A 15,632-nucleotide genomic window follows, 5' to 3' on the forward strand; every position below is an offset into this window, starting at 1 on the left:
TTAAAAATGTATTTTTAACGTTTATAATTAAATCTTCCGAAAATCAACAAAAATGACTAAAAAGTTTTTAACCACATCTGCCCTACTGGTTTTTTGTTTCCTTGGGCTTGTTTCTTGCGAAAAAAACAATAAAAAAACTAACGAAAATACCGCTTACCTGTTCACCTATTTCACTGGTAACGGCGCCGGAGAAGAAGCGATTCGCTACGCAATTAGTAGCGATGGCTATAACTTTCATGCTTTAAATAATAACGAACCTATTGTCGCTTCAGATTCTATAAGCCGTACAGGTGGAGTTCGTGATCCTCATATTTTACGAAAAGAAAATAACGACGGATTTTATATGGTGGTAACCGATTTGCTTACCAAAAACGGCTGGTCGAATACCGCGATGACCTTATTAAAATCTGATGATTTGATAAACTGGTCCAGCAGCGTAATCGATATTACCGAAACTTTTCCAGAATTTTCAGATGTTAGCCGCGTGTGGGCGCCGCAAACTATTTATGATGCGAATAAGAAAAAATACATGGTTTATTTCTCGATGTTACAACCGGGAAGCTATGATAAAATTTATTACGCCTATGTAAACGACGATTTTACCGCTTTAGAAACCACGCCAAAACAGCTGTTTTTTAATCCTAACGAAATGGCTTCTATCGATGGTGATATTATAAAAAAAGACGACAAGTTTTATTTGTTCTACAAAACCGAAGGCGATACCGATAAAGGAATTAAAGTAGCCATATCAGATTCGTTAACCTCTGGATACAAAGCGGAGTCTGGAAATGTAGATCAAACTGATAAAGCGGTAGAAGGTTCTGGGGTTTTTAAATTGAATAATTCTGAAGATTATATTTTAATGTACGACATGTACACCAGCGGAAAATATCAGTTTACCAGAAGTGCTGATCTTAAGAATTTTGAAGTTGTAGATGAAGATATTTCGATGAACTTTCATCCAAGACATGGTACAGTACTGCCAATTACTTCAGAAGAATTACAACGCTTATTAAAAGAGTTTCCTTCCGAAGATTTAACTGAAATTACCGGCGCTGAAAATGAAGCGATAAAAACCAACAATATCGTCATCAAACGTTCAGAAAAAACAATTTATTTACCGGTAAAATATGATACTGATTTATCGAATTTCGATCCTCAATTCGAATTGCTTCCGGGTACTGAAATCTCACCAAAAGGAGCTCAGGATTTTTCAAACGGAGCGGTAACTTACGTAGTTACAAATGGTGAAAACAAAACCAGCTATCAGGTTAGTGTTGAAGTGGCTAACAACCCTGTGGTAGAAGGCTACTACGCTGATCCTGAAATTATTTATTCTGAAAAAGATAGTAAATACTACCTCTACCCTACCAGTGATGGATTTGATGGATGGTCGGGAACATATTTTAAAACTTTTTCTTCGCCAGATTTAGTGAATTGGACTGATGAAGGCGTTATTTTAGATCTTGAAAAAGACGTAGAATGGACCAGTAGAAATGCCTGGGCTCCAACGATGGTAGAAAAAGAAATTGATGGAGAATACAAGTATTTCTATTATTTCACGGCTGCACAGCAAGTGGGAGTAGCAACTTCAGATAACCCAAAAGGTACTTTTAAAGATAGTGGAGCGCCTTTAATTTCAGAAAAACCAGAAGGAATAAAAGGCGGACAAAATATCGATCCTGATATTTTTGTAGATCCAAAAACCGGAAAAAATTATTTGTATTGGGGGAATGGCTTTTTAGCCGTGGTAGAATTAAATGATGACATGGTTTCTATCAAAAGCAAAAAGCCTAAAGTACTTACTCCGGATAATACTTTTAGAGAAGGAGTTGAAGTCTTTTTTAGAAACGGCACCTATTACTTTTTATGGTCTGAAGATGATACCCGAAGCCCAAATTATAAAGTGCGTTATGCCACTGCTAAAAGTCCGCTTGGCCCTCTTACTATTCCGGAAAATAATCTCGTAATTCAGAAAGATGAAAGTCAGGATATTTTAGCTACCGGACATAATTCAGTAATTAAAGTACATGATAAGGATGAATTTTATTTGGTGTATCACAGATTTACAAGACCTAAAGGAGAAGCTATGGGTGGCGCTGCAGGTTTCCATCGTGAGGTTGCTATCGATAGATTAAACTTTACTGAAGATGGATTAATTGAAGAAGTAAAACCAACTTTAGAAGGAATTGAGCCAATTAATTAAATTTTAAAAAATCGACCAACAAAACACTTTATGTCAACCATATTAAAAACAGCTTTTTCATTAATCGGAGGAATCCTACTTTCTCAATCGATTAGTGCCCAAAAGACAGAACAGCTTAAAAGTCCTGATGGTAATATTTCCGTAGAACTAAAAAATAATAGCGGAAAAATCTCTTACGATATTCGTTATAAAAATGAAGTATTTTTAGAGGATTCTCCGCTTGGTTTGGAAACTTCTATTGGGGATTTCTCTAAGAATTTAGAAAATAGTTCTTTTCAGAAGGATCACATCGAAAGCTCTTATGAGCTTAAGAAAGCCAAAGTAAGCCATGTAGATTATATAGGTAATGAATTGGTTGGGAAATTTCTGAATAGCAATAAGGATACGCTAATTGTGAAATTTCGGGTTTCTAACCGTGATGTTGCTTATTCATATCAATTAAAATCTCATGAAGGGAAAAATAGCCTGAAGATTTTAAATGAAAAATCTGGGTTTAAACTTCCAGGTGATGCTACAAGCTACATTAGTCCGCAAGCGACACCTATGATCGGCTGGATGGGAACCAAACCTTCATACGAAGAAGAATATACGTTAAATGAAAAACTAAACACGCCCTCAAAATATGGTGTGGGCTATACTTTTCCTGCTCTTTTTAAAAACGGAAATAAAGGCTGGTTGTTAATTTCTGAAACCGGAACCGATAGCCACTACCCGGGTTGCCGCTTAAGCGAAGTGAAAGAAAACAGGCTTTTTGAGATTGAATTTCCGCAGGAGGGAGAAAATAATGGCATTGCTGAAACCTATGCTATTCAATCGCTACCGGCAAGTACTCCATGGCGAACGATTACTTTAGGAAGTACACTGAAACCTATTGTAGAATCTACCGTGGCTTTTGATTTAGTTGAAGAAAAATACGAAGCTTCTATTGATTATAAAATGGGAAGAGCCAGCTGGAGCTGGATTGTGTGGCAGGATCCAAGTATAAACTACGAAGACCAGGTTGAGTTTATAGATCTGGCTGCCGATATGGATTGGGAGTATGTTTTGATCGATGCCAATTGGGATCGCAATATTGGCCGAAAAAAAATGGAAGAACTGGTGAATTACGCCAATTCTAAAAACGTTGATATTTTGCTGTGGTACAATTCAAACGGACTTTGGAATGAAGCGCCACAAACGCCAAAAGATAAAATGAATAATACCATCCAGCGCCAGAAAGAAATGGCCTGGTTACAAAAAATTGGCGTTAAAGGATTGAAAATCGACTTTTTTGGTGGCGATAAGCAGGTGACTATGCAGTTGTATGAAGATATTTTAACCGACGCCAATAACTATGGATTGGCAATTACATTTCATGGCTGCACGTTGCCACGAGGATGGGAGAAAATGTATCCAAATTATGTAACTTCAGAGGCAGTTTTAGCTTCAGAAAATCTGGTTTTTCAACAGGAATCTTTAGATAAGCATGCTTTAAATGCGACTTTACTTCCGTTTACCAGGAACACGGTTGGTGCGATGGATTTTTCTCCAGTATTTTTAAATAAGCGCTTATCCAGAACTCAGGAAAACGGAACTATAAGAAGCACGACCGAAGCTTTTGAGCTGGCCACTGCGGTACTCTATTTTTCGCCCATTCAGCATTATGGTTTAACCCCGAATAATCTTGATGAGCAACCTGATTATGTACTTAACTTTTTAAAAGAAGTGCCCAGCGTTTGGGACGAAACCCTTTATATTGGCGGAGAACCAGAAGATTTTTGCGCTTTGGCTCGCAGAAAAGGAGAACAATGGTATATTGCCGTGGTAAATGCCAAAAAAGAAAAACGTCAGATTTCTTTAGAATTACCAATGCTTGCCGGAGAAAAAGTGAATCATATTTATGATTCAAAAAATACAAAAGCCAGCTTCAAAGAAGAAAAAATAAAAAAAAGCGGGAAGATAAAACTTACTCTTGCCGCTGAGGGCGGAGCGGTTTTATTTACAAAGTAACCTGCTCCCAATAATTAATAAGGCCCGTAACAGAAATGTTATGGGCTTTCTATTTTATTTCAAATTTTATAGCCATTTTTGCTGAATGCAATAACTAATTCAGCTTTCTAAAAATAGACTGAACTTATAATTATAACCATGAAAAACTGTTTACTTGCCATTTTAATTTTATTTTTTGTTTCCTGCGGAAGTGATGATAACAATGAAAATTGCCTGACTAAAGATTATACTGAAGATAATGATCAGGAAATACAAAACTACCTGGAATCTAATAATTTGGAGGCCGAAAAAACAAATTCTGGCCTATACTATATTGTAGAAGAACAAGGTACAGGTGCTCAGCCTTCAAGTTCAAGCAGAGTACGAGTGAATTATAAAGGTTATTTTCTAAACGGTAATGTATTTGATCAAAATAAGGATATCACTTTTGGATTGGGACAAGTAATTTCTGGTTGGACGGAAGGTTTTACTTATTTTAAAGAAGGTGGTAGCGGTAAACTATTAATTCCTTCCAATTTAGCCTATGGACCATGTAAGTACAGTACAATCCCTGGTGGCTCAGTTTTAATTTTCGATATTGAACTTTTAGAAGTTATTGAATAATTATCGATAAACTTTTCTAGAAATAATCTTAAGCTCTCCTTTTTTCTCTAATGACTTCATGGCTCTAATCACCGTTTCTACCCGTAAACCTGTAAGATCTGCAATTTGCTGGCGGGTTAGATCTACTTTAAAACTGAAGGGAACTTCCTTTTTATGCTCATGTTTTTTAAAATAATCTAGAATTCTTAAAATACGATGTTCCGGCTCTTGACTAGAAATTTCTGAAACCATAATCGCTTTATAAAAAAGTCTTTTAGCCAGTGTTTGGGTGATTTTTAGGTGAATTTCCGGATTAGAGGCAAGTAATTCGAGAAAATGATTTTTGGATAATTTAAGAACAATGGAGTCGACAATAGCTTCAGCATTAGCAGGATATTTTACATCTGCAAATAAGGGAGGTTCCCCAAAACTTTGCCCATCTTTGAAAATTCCTTGAATAAATTCTTTTCCGTCTAAATTATAATTGTTCATTTTAATTTCTCCAGAGATCACCTGGTAATAGTTTTGCGCCATTTCGCCTTCGCCAAATAGCCGATCTCCTTTATTATATTCGCATTTTTGCGAGCCAAATTTTAAAAGTACCTCTGCCTCAATCATTTTTTAGTTTTTTATAAAAACAATTTGTTTATAGTATAAAATTGCATCTTATTTTTTATCATTTCAAGTTGATTTACTTCTTAAATTCTGAAATAAAAGAATCCCTACAGAAACAGGAATCAGCGCGCGCTATTCCCTTTTCCATAAGGATACAACTTATAAAGGATTACAGCTTTGAAAAACATAAAACCGGTGAAATAAATCAAAAATGAACTTCAGAATTAAAACAGCCAATAAACGCTATATTATTCAGAATATTGAATCGTTTTTTCCAATTGAAGTGCCTTTGGAAACAGAATATTGTTCTCTAAATGTATATGATGGTGAAGATCTTGTTCAAATTCATCTAATTTAGAGAAAAAAGCACGATAGGTATTGCAAGCACCTTCAGGTGGTGTGTAGTTATTACTAAGCTTTGCGATTTTTTTTAAGATTTCACCCGCTTCTTCATGTTCAACCTCCATCATATTTATAGGATTGTCTACTTTACCAAATTGTGGCCGTGCTAAAGATGTATTTTCTTTTTTAGCTTGGAGCATTTTTTTTATAAAAGGAAATAAAATAAGCTCTTCTTTACGTAAATGTCCGCTAAGCTCTGTAGCAACCATTGCAAAAAGTTCCTGTATTTTCAGTAGTTCCGGATGACGCTCGCCGTGAACTTTAGCCACCTTTGTACCATATTGCATCAACATCGGGATGTTTTCTTCAACATACCGGTGATGGATATTGATAATATGATCAATTAAAAAATCTAGTTCCCAATTATTATAATCTGTAGCACGACTTTTAGGTTGGTCAAGATTTTGTAAATCACGTGCCAGATCTTCAAAAGAAACATTTGATCGATCACAAGCTTTTTGGATGCTAATTCCACCACCACAGCAAAAATCGATATTATACTTTTTAAAAATATGTGCAGTTTTAATATTTTCAGTAACCATTTGGCCTACTGTTTTTGTTTGTAACGTATTCATAACGATGATTTTTAAGTTCTACGTTACAAAGTTGAAGAACTGCTGGCTTTTAGATTATGAGTGAGATCATAAGCGCTATTTTTTAGTTTCGGAACTATATAAGCACTATTTATTCTAAGAAATAGATGTTTATTTATGAAAACTGAAACAAAGCTTAAACATTAAAAAAGCAGACATTTAGCCCGCTTTTTATAAAATAATTCAAATTTGTTGAAATTGAATTTTATTTTTTCTGGGTAAGAGAATAAGCTTCTACAATAAGTCCTTTAATTTGATCCGGAATTTTATCGGAAGCATTTTTCTCCATTTTATCGATATCAAGATCTGATCCTATAAGGTACTGATATTTTCTATTTTCATCTACCGCAAAAGTAACTGCTGCAAACTTACCTATTTGAGAAATCTTCATGGCAATCTGGTTAGGAACCATTTCTATATCAATCGTAAATTTTTGAATATTTTCATTGATTAAACGAGTATCGGTGGTTAGATAAAGACCTTTCTGCACTTCTGCGTTCACATTAAAACCTAAGGTCTCGCCGTTTTCCAGCTCTATTTTTATTTCTTGATTTTCCATAATGTTCTCTTTTGATATATCAAATATAAAACTGAATAAACATAATCCTAAAAATTGGGTTCGATTACCATAAGTTTAACATCGATTTTAAAAAAAACGATATTATAGCGATTTCGATAATATTTTTATGTTTCCCGTAGACTCCATTTTTTGATTTTATAATTTTCCGTCACATAATCTAAAACTCATCATTATACTTTTAATAAAAATAGTACCTTTAAGCGTAACCTAATTTCTATGAAAACTACAACCATTATCAGCTTCATTATTTGCTGTTTCATCGCTATTTCCACCAACGCCCAGTGGCTAAAAACGAAAACGATTGATAAGGGGGGGGGCAGCGGACCTTACCATGCTATCGCAGTTTCAGAAAAATCACTTTCAGACTTTGTTATTTATCGTCCCGAAAATATTGAAGAAGCGGTAAGCACCGAAGATAAATTACCAATCCTGATTTGGGCCAATGGTGGCTGTATGGATTCTTCCATACACCACGAAAGATTACTATCTGAAATTGCTTCTTATGGTTATGTAATTGTTGCTATAGGTGATTTGCAAATGACTGTTGAGGAAAGAAAACACAAAAGCACAGAAGACGACAAACTTTTAAAAGGTCTTGATTGGATTACTAAAAAAGCAAAAACAAAAGGTAATGACTACTATAAAAATGTAGACTTAAATAAAATTGCTGCCGGAGGACAATCTTGTGGCGGTGCACAAGTAATGCGCATTGCAGGGAATCCTCAAATTAAAACATATATGATGTTTAATTCGGGTATGGGCGATATGACGATGGCTGGTGCCAGTACAAAATCCTTACAAAAACTGAATGGTGATGTTATTTATCTTGTTGGTGGAGAAACTGATGTGGCAACTGAAAATGCATTTTTAGATTATGATAGAATTGAAAACGTACCGGTAGCTTTTGGCAATAATTTAGAAGCGGGACATGGCGGTACATTTAACGAAAAAAATGGCGGTTCTTTTGCTAAAATGGCTAAAGATTGGTTAGACTGGCATTTTAAAAATGAAGATAAATCTGATATTTTTTTAGAATCTAATTTAGAGAATTATCCCGGGTGGACGATGAAATCTAAAAATTTCGATAAATAAAATTTAAATTTTCAGCATTATGAAAAATTCAAATTTGAGATTTCAGCTTATCATTTTTTTAGCTTTTAGCATTCCTTTTTTCAGTTCAGCACAAGTAGATGCAACTAAGGTTTTTTCAGAAGAAAAAACAGTTACAGTTACTAAAGATATACCTTACCGTACAGGCGATAGCGATTCGTGGAAACTTGATCTGGCAATGCCGAAGAATTTTGCAGCAGGTATTAAACCAGCTTTAGTTATTGTACATGGTGGTGGCTGGGCGGCTGGATCAAAAAATGTAGATGTTTATCAAAAAATGATGCTCGCTTATGCACAAAAAGGATACGCGGTTATTAATGTAGAATATCGACTTACCGGAGAAGCTGGTTTTCCGGCTTGCATAGAAGATGTAAAATGTGCCGTAAGGTGGTTACGAGCTCATGCTGAAGAATTAAGAGTAGATCCAGATCGTATTGGGGCGTATGGCCATTCTGCCGGAGCTCATCTTGCTTTGATGCTGGCCATGACTCCTACTATTGAAAGTTTAGAAGGTGACGGACCCTTTAAAGAATATTCAAGTAAAGTGAATGTCGTTGCTGCCGGATCGCCTCCAACCGAATTAGGTAGAGATGTGCCTATGGCTAAAGCTGAATGGTGGCCAATAGGTTATATTGGTAAAAATCACCCACCAATGTTTCTTATACAGGGAGATTCCGATCGTATTGTTTTGCCAGAGCGGACACGTGATTTTGTTGAAAAAATGAAAACAGCTGGTGCAAACATTAAGTACCTAGAAGTTGAAGGAGGGCACGGGGTTGCTTATGCCGAGAAATTAGAAATTACAGATCCGGCTATCGAAGAATTTTTGGCGAAATATTTAAATCCTGTAGAATAAAATCTTTCCCCAAATTCAAATTATGAGAAATGTTCATCTGTATTTTTTAATTTCAGTATTAAGCTTTTTCAGCTTTAAAACAGTTACTCAGGAATTTGAACCTCCCGAGTTAGAGTTCGCTTTTGAATTAAGAGTAAACATAGATACTCCTATTGAACTTGGTGAAGCTCCATTAGGACAAAGAATTATGATACCAATTTCTGGTGGCACGTTTAAAGGACCAAAGTTAAAAGGTACAATTCTTAAAAACGGAGCCGATTATCAATACGTAACCAACAACGGTGAACTTGTACATTTAGATGCAATTTACACGATTAAAACCGATGATGGTGTTTTTATAAATGTTAGAAATACTGGAATAATTTATAATCCAAAACAAGAAAATTCCGCTCCTTATTTTAGAGCAGCTCCTAAATTTGAAGCCCCCATAAATTCAAAATATGCATGGCTTAACAATGCCATTTTCATTTGTAAACCAGAAGGCAAAAAAGAGTATATCTCTATTCAGGTCTGGAAAGTATTATAAAGATCTTCAATCAGCAATAATTAAATTATGAAAAAACTAGCCGCTACACTTTTCCTTTCTCTTTCCATCCTATATGGATGCAAGGAAAAAACAGATAAAAAAGAAACAGAGGAAGTGAAGGAAACTACTCCCCAAGAATTTAAAACAAGTGCTAACCTAGAAGAACTGGGTGTTGACGAAAAAAGTATTCAAAACATGGATTCGCTATTACAATCTTTCGTGGACCAGAAGAAAGTAAATGCCGTTACAGGATTTGTCGCTCAGCACGGTAATATTTTGTACGATAAAGCTTTTGGATATAAAGACCTTGAAACTAAAACTCCTGCTTCAACCGACGATTACTATGTCCTTTTTTCGCAAACCAAAGCGATTACTACCGTAGCTTTTATGACTTTGGTTGAAAAAGGACTCGTAGCTGTAGATGATCCTGTTTCTAAATATTTTCCGGAAATACCTAATGAAGTCGTATCCAAAGTGAATGAAGACGGAACTTACGAAACCCGTCCGGTAAAAACACCGATGACCTTTGCTCATTTAATGTCTCATTCTTCCGGATTAAATGCAGGTTTGGTTTCTGAAATCAGAAAAAACGAAGGTGTAAACGACACTGTTCCTAAAAATTTTGGTAAAGGAAATGCCGATAATAAACCCTCGGGACAACGAAGTTTTGGCGGCGATGCAACGTCTAAATATTTAAAAGATGAAATGGTTGCGTTAGCAAAATATCCACTTGGTTTCGATCCTGGTTCAGAATGGAATTATCACATTAGCACCAACATGCTTGCTTATATGATTGAAGTAATTTCAGGTAAGCCATTGCAAGAATATGTAAAAGAAACCGTATTAAATCCTTTAGGAATGAATGATACCGACTGGTATTACGAGCCAGAAGCTTTAGACCGTTTTGTAAAGCCCTACACGATTACTGAAGAAGGTTTGGAAGCGGGAACAACAGACTTTGCAAAAGCTGCTATCAGCGAAGAGCAAACTTATGCTGAAGGAGCCATTGGTTTAAACGGGCCTATTGAAGATTATGCTAAATTTTGCCAGATGTTATTGAATGACGGCACCTTTAATAATCATCAAATATTAAAACCGGAAACCATTAAACAGATGACTTCAATTAATCGTTTACCTGAAAAAAATGCAGGCGGTGAAGGATTTCAATTTGGTTTAGGTTTTCAACTACAAAATGAAGATAATAAACATATTCCAGCAGTTTCGAATTCTGCTTATAATTGGGGCGGAATGTTAGGAACTGAATATATTATAGATCCTGAAAATGATTTAATCGCATTATTTTACATTAATATGTTTAAACGTGATAACCTATATCCTCAATTTTTAGAAAAAGCCTATAAAATTGCTGAATAATTCCGCAACATTAAAGACTAAGGAATACCTGCTATAATAATCGTATTATTCTTAAGTTGAAATAGTACATTTGTGCATCATATTTTAAGTTCGGAATAATTAAAGATGAAAATTTTACTGGTTGAAGATAACAGACGATTAAGAGAATCTTTAAGCAAAGGATTGCAGGAAGAAGGCCTTTCAGTGCAAACTGAAGAAGATGGTTATGCTGCTCGAGATCTAGTTTTTAATCAGGATTGGGACTTATTTATTTTTGATATTATGCTGCCGGGATTGACCGGAATAGAACTTTGTGAGCTTATTCGTTTTAAAAAAATAATCACTCCTATTATCATTTTAAGTGCTTTAGGAGAACCCGATGATAAAATAAAAGCTTTAGATAAAGGAGCCGATGATTATTTAGTAAAACCATTTCATTTTAAAGAGCTTGTCTCCAGGATTAAAGCATTAAATAGAAGAACCAATACTTACCAGCAACCAGTTGAAGAAGATTTATTTTGCGGAGATTTAAAACTGAATTACAAAGCACATAAAGTAGAAAGAAACGGTAAAAACATAGACCTTTCCCAAAAAGAGTTTCTTCTGCTCAAAACTTTATTAGAACATAAAAATGAAGTTGTTACCCGCCAGACTATTTTACAAAATGTTTGGAATACCCAGCAAGATACCTACACTAATGTAATTGATGTGTACATTTCTTACCTAAGAAATAAAATTGATAGCGAAAAAGAAGCTAAACTCATTCAGACTATTAAAGGAAGAGGTTATATGATTTCTGACGAGCAATGAAAATTAGGCAAAAAATAACGCTAATTTCAAGTATTCTGTTTGGGCTTGTTTTTTTGATAACTTCTGTTATCATTTATATTGCCTTTTATCAAAGTTCTAAAAATATATTCTTTCAGGAGTTGTCCAGAACGGCAAAAATTTCAGCGATGTTCTACCTAGAAAGAGATGAACTTAGCCAAAAAGGATTTGAACCCATCCAGAATTCTTTTTACAATCTTAGTTCAGATCAAGAAGTCAGCATTTTTAATGAAAACGGAAATATTGCATTCAATACCAAAGAATTGAAGCAAAATTGGAGCGAAAGCATAGAACAAATTAAACAAAAAGGAGAACTCAATTTTCGGGATAACGATACGTATTATCACGGATTATTTTACAAGGATAATCAGGGTGATTTTGTAGTGCTGGTGAAAGCTACCAACCCAATGATCCAAAGTCAGAAAAAAAAGCTGATTAGTATTTTGGCAATCAGTTTTTTTGTGGCGATGCTTATTCTTATTTTTCTTACTTCCAGACTTTCCAAATTGGCTTACAAACCGGTAAGAAATATTATTCAGCAAGTAAATGATTTAAATTTAAATAAAAGTCCGCTGCAACTTTCTTACAAAAGTTCTAAAGACGAGTTAGAAGAACTTTTCCAAGCCTTCAATAATCTTTTAAAAGAAATAGAAACCGGTTACGAGCAGCAAAAGAATTTTGTAGATTTTTCTTCGCACGAACTAAAAACGCCACTTGCCAGCATCATTAATCAATTAGAAATAAGCCTACAACGAAACCGAAGCAACGACGATTATCGGGAAACTTCAGAGCAAGTTTTGCAAGACGCCCAGCAGCTTAAAAATATTTTAGAAAACCTACTTACCCTTTCTAATCTTAATAAAAGTATTCAGCTTAAAGAAAACATTAGGATCGATGAACTTATCTGGGAGATTATTGAAAAATTAATACCCTTATATTCAGCAGAAAAATTTAATATTCAACTAGCTATTGTTCCGGAAGATTTTCATTTGCTGGAATTTAAAGGAAACGAGACTTTACTTTATATGGCTTTATTCAATATTATCGAAAATGCGGCTAAATTCTCTAAAGATGAAGTGATGATAAAGCTTAGCAAGGCGAATCATCGTTTACAATTGCAGGTGAAAGATCACGGAATAGGCATTTCAGACAAAGATTTAAAGCATATTAACCAGCCTTTTTATAGAGGAAAAAACACGGCTTCATTTCAGGGAAACGGACTTGGAATGAGCATCGCGTTAAAGATTTTTCAGCTTCATCAAATTCAACATTCAATTACTACGCAGTTAAAAAATTATACTCAAATTCAGCTTGAATTTCCGCAGTGATCAAGATGATAATTCAGAAATAAAATACCATCAACTTGAACTTGATTCAGTGTCGCCTCCTCCAAAAATGATTGTTCAGCTCTTGATGAAATTCCGGATCAAGTAAGGAATAACGAAAAGAGAAGTTATACAACATTAGAAAATTCTAATCTACTTTAATCTGCTTTTAATATAGAACAAATTTTCCTCTAAGCTTCGTTTTCTTTTTTTGTATCATCAAAATAAGGAAATGCAAAAGAAAAAAATCTATCTATTACTTTTTGTTATTTGTTTTGGGCTGAATAACGCTGAGTCTCAAACTCAAGATACCCTACAGCTCAATTTAGAACAAGCTGAAGGCTTATTATTGGAAAATAATTTATCGCTTCTTGCTGAACGATTATCCATAGATATGGCTGATGCTGAAGTGATTCAGGCAAAAGTTTGGCCCAATCCTACGCTAGAAGTTGATGAAGTAAATCTTTGGACGGCAGATTACCAGAAGAAAACCGGCGAACCACAACCTAGTTTGTTTGGAAGCGATAGTTTTGGAAGGTATCGACAGATTTCAGCACAAATAGAACAAGTGATTGAAACCGCCGGAAAACGTAAAAAACGTGTGGAACTTGCTGAGGTTTCTGCGGAAATGGCACAATCTTACCTAGAAGATTTTCTATTAAGCTTAAAAACTGAATTCAGAAAAACGGTGTATGCTTTCCAGTTTCACGAAAGCTATGCAGAAATGCTTGATCGCCAATTAATTTCTTTAGAAAATATCGTAAAAGCTTACCAAAAACAATACGATCAGGGCAATGTAAATAAAGCCGAACTTATACGGTTACAAGCTTCTTTATTAAGTATTAAAGATGAATTAATCGAGGAAAGAAAAGCACTAAACGAACTGAATGAAGAATTGGTCGTGATGCTGAATTTACCCGATCAAACCACGCTTTCTTTCGGGACAAGCTTTAATCCCGATAACGAATATCAGCTACCATTTAATTATACCCTCGATTATTTACAGGAAGAAGCGCTAAATAATCGTCCGGATGTTAGAATTAGTAAACTAGATGTTCAACGATCTCAAAAAGAATTAAGTTATGAAAAAGCAATGGCAACGCCAGATATTGCCGTGTCTCTGGGCTATGACCGCGGTGGTAATATTCTGCAAGATTTTATTGGCTTTGGTTTTTCTATAGACCTTCCGTTTTTCGATCGGAACAAAGGAAACATCAAAAAAGCTGAATTTGCGGTACAAAAGCAAAACTATGTAAATGAAAACAAGCTGTTAGCAGTTCGGGAAGAAGTTCGAAAAAGCTATAAAAATTTACTTGAAGCGGCTCACTTTTTTGACGATATCGATACAGAATATCTAGAAGGCTTAGATAAAACAATGGAAGCTTATACCGAGTATTTCAAACTACAATCCATCAACATTATCACCTATATGGATTTTCTAGAATCGTATATCGATACCAAACGAACTATTCTGGAAAATCAGCAAGAATATTTAGACGATTTAGAAGAATTAAAACATAACACAGGACTCGAAATAAACATCCCTAACTAATGAATTACTTTAAGAACATAAAACTCCCATTATTAGTAGCAATGGGATCTGCTATACTTTTTAGTTGTAAAGAAGAACAAAAACCAATTGTAAAAAAACAGGAATGTTTTACAGAAAATGAAGTAGCCGAACTTCAACCAATGCAGATCACTAATGAAAATGTGGTTAAAAGCCTACGCTTAAATGGCGTTGTTGCTTACAATCCAAATGCGGTGGTAAATTACGTGAGTTTAGTTGGTGGTATTATTACCAACACCTACTTCACCTTAGGTGATAAAGTTGAAAAAAATCAGGTATTAGCAGAAATAAAAAGTACAGAGCTTAACGGGATTGAAGCCGAAGTAAAACAAATTAAAGCCAATCTTGAAGTAGCTAAACGCCAACTTCAATCTACACAGAGTTTTTACGACGATGGTATTGCTTCAGAAAAAGAATTAATCGCAGCTAAAAGCGAAAAACAAAATCTAGAGTCAGATCTTCAAAAACTACAAACCAATCTAAAGCTTTATAGCGCGAGTCCCGAAAAAGGCGTATTTCAGATTAAAGCACCACGCAGCGGCTTTGTTGTCGACAATAAAATTGCTGCCGGAATGCAAATTGGAGCTGAAGGCGATCCGTTATTTACGATTTCAGATTTAGATGAAGTTTGGATCAATGTGAATATTTATGCTACTGATATTGATGCGGTGAAACAAGGAATGCCTGTAAGTATAAAAACCAACAGCTATCCCGATAAAACTTTCCAAGGAAAAATCGATCGTATTTCCAATGTTTTAGAGCCTCAAGAAAATGTATTAAAAGGAAGAATTATACTTGAAAACAAAGATTTATTTCTTAAACCCGGTTTACACGTAGAGGCGATTGTAAAGAACAATACGCAAGAAAAAGCACCACATATTCCAGCAAAATCGGTTGTTTTCAACAATAATAAATACTACGTGGTTAAGCTTAAAAATAATTGTGAAGCAAACGTGAGTGAAGTAAAAATCCTGTCTAAAGACGAAGATTCTTTCTTCATTAAAGAAGGTTTAACCGAAGGAGAGAAAATTGTAACCTACGACACGCTTTTACTTTTTGAAAGCAGCGCATCCAATTAATTAAGCTAAAATAAAAAT

General features: G+C 34.9%; 14 protein-coding genes. 11 read left to right on the plus strand and 3 right to left on the minus strand.

What is annotated here, in order from left to right; all coding sequences use genetic code 11:
- Positions 1 to 52: 52 nt before the first annotated feature.
- From PBT91_RS15650 to PBT91_RS15660, 3 genes are all read left to right on the plus strand, one after another.
- The gene (locus PBT91_RS15650) at positions 53 to 2,206 is read left to right on the plus strand and encodes a family 43 glycosylhydrolase (protein WP_270059395.1); all 2,154 of its coding nucleotides are present in this window, start codon (positions 53 to 55) and stop codon (positions 2,204 to 2,206) included.
- 30 nt (positions 2,207 to 2,236) lie between these two features.
- Entirely contained in the window at positions 2,237 to 4,195 is a 1,959-nt protein-coding gene (locus PBT91_RS15655) for a glycoside hydrolase family 97 protein (RefSeq protein WP_270059396.1), read from the plus strand.
- Positions 4,196 to 4,333: 138 nt separating this feature from the next.
- Positions 4,334 to 4,798: an FKBP-type peptidyl-prolyl cis-trans isomerase gene (locus PBT91_RS15660; protein WP_270059397.1), complete on the plus strand. Its 465-nt coding sequence runs from the start codon at positions 4,334 to 4,336 to the stop codon at positions 4,796 to 4,798.
- Here the strand turns inward: PBT91_RS15660 and PBT91_RS15665 are convergent, their stop codons facing one another.
- The 3 genes from PBT91_RS15665 to PBT91_RS15675 all read right to left on the minus strand — a co-directional run bounded on the left by PBT91_RS15665 (position 4,799) and on the right by PBT91_RS15675 (position 6,946).
- Positions 4,799 to 5,395: a Crp/Fnr family transcriptional regulator gene (locus PBT91_RS15665; protein ID WP_270059398.1), complete on the minus strand. Its 597-nt coding sequence runs from the start codon at positions 5,393 to 5,395 to the stop codon at positions 4,799 to 4,801.
- A 245-nt stretch (positions 5,396 to 5,640) separates the two neighbouring features.
- Entirely contained in the window at positions 5,641 to 6,369 is a 729-nt protein-coding gene (gene ric, locus PBT91_RS15670) for an iron-sulfur cluster repair di-iron protein (RefSeq protein ID WP_270059399.1), read from the minus strand.
- 223 nt (positions 6,370 to 6,592) lie between these two features.
- On the minus strand, positions 6,593 to 6,946 hold the full coding sequence (locus tag PBT91_RS15675) for a hypothetical protein (RefSeq protein ID WP_270059400.1): 354 nt from the start codon (positions 6,944 to 6,946) through the stop codon (positions 6,593 to 6,595).
- A gap of 237 nt (positions 6,947 to 7,183) precedes the next feature.
- On the opposite strand from PBT91_RS15675, the gene PBT91_RS15680 reads away from it, so the two are divergent.
- From PBT91_RS15680 to PBT91_RS15715, 8 genes are all read left to right on the plus strand, one after another.
- The gene (locus tag PBT91_RS15680; RefSeq protein WP_270059401.1) at positions 7,184 to 8,059 is read left to right on the plus strand and encodes an alpha/beta hydrolase family protein; all 876 of its coding nucleotides are present in this window, start codon (positions 7,184 to 7,186) and stop codon (positions 8,057 to 8,059) included.
- Between the two features lie 19 nt (positions 8,060 to 8,078).
- Positions 8,079 to 8,933, plus strand: coding sequence for an alpha/beta hydrolase (locus PBT91_RS15685; protein ID WP_270059402.1), 855 nt, complete (start codon positions 8,079 to 8,081; stop codon positions 8,931 to 8,933).
- Positions 8,934 to 8,955: 22 nt separating this feature from the next.
- A complete protein-coding gene (locus PBT91_RS15690; RefSeq protein WP_270059403.1) occupies positions 8,956 to 9,459 on the plus strand; it encodes a DUF3237 domain-containing protein in 504 nt (167 codons plus the stop codon).
- A 27-nt stretch (positions 9,460 to 9,486) separates the two neighbouring features.
- A complete protein-coding gene (locus tag PBT91_RS15695; protein WP_270059404.1) occupies positions 9,487 to 10,833 on the plus strand; it encodes a serine hydrolase domain-containing protein in 1,347 nt (448 codons plus the stop codon).
- A gap of 105 nt (positions 10,834 to 10,938) precedes the next feature.
- Positions 10,939 to 11,622, plus strand: a complete 684-nt coding sequence (locus PBT91_RS15700; RefSeq protein WP_270059405.1) for a response regulator transcription factor — start codon at positions 10,939 to 10,941, stop codon at positions 11,620 to 11,622.
- 146 nt (positions 11,623 to 11,768) lie between these two features.
- On the plus strand, positions 11,769 to 12,968 hold the full coding sequence (locus PBT91_RS15705; RefSeq protein WP_270059406.1) for a sensor histidine kinase: 1,200 nt from the start codon (positions 11,769 to 11,771) through the stop codon (positions 12,966 to 12,968).
- A 229-nt stretch (positions 12,969 to 13,197) separates the two neighbouring features.
- Positions 13,198 to 14,517, plus strand: coding sequence for a TolC family protein (locus PBT91_RS15710; protein WP_270059407.1), 1,320 nt, complete (start codon positions 13,198 to 13,200; stop codon positions 14,515 to 14,517).
- Complete coding sequence (locus tag PBT91_RS15715; RefSeq protein WP_270059408.1) at positions 14,517 to 15,614, plus strand: efflux RND transporter periplasmic adaptor subunit; 1,098 nt, start codon at positions 14,517 to 14,519, stop codon at positions 15,612 to 15,614. The genes PBT91_RS15710 and PBT91_RS15715 overlap by 1 nt, the downstream gene beginning before the upstream one ends.
- Positions 15,615 to 15,632 lie beyond the last annotated feature (18 nt).

The organism is Zunongwangia sp. HGR-M22, assembly GCF_027594425.1.
Lineage (GTDB): Bacteria > Bacteroidota > Bacteroidia > Flavobacteriales > Flavobacteriaceae > Zunongwangia.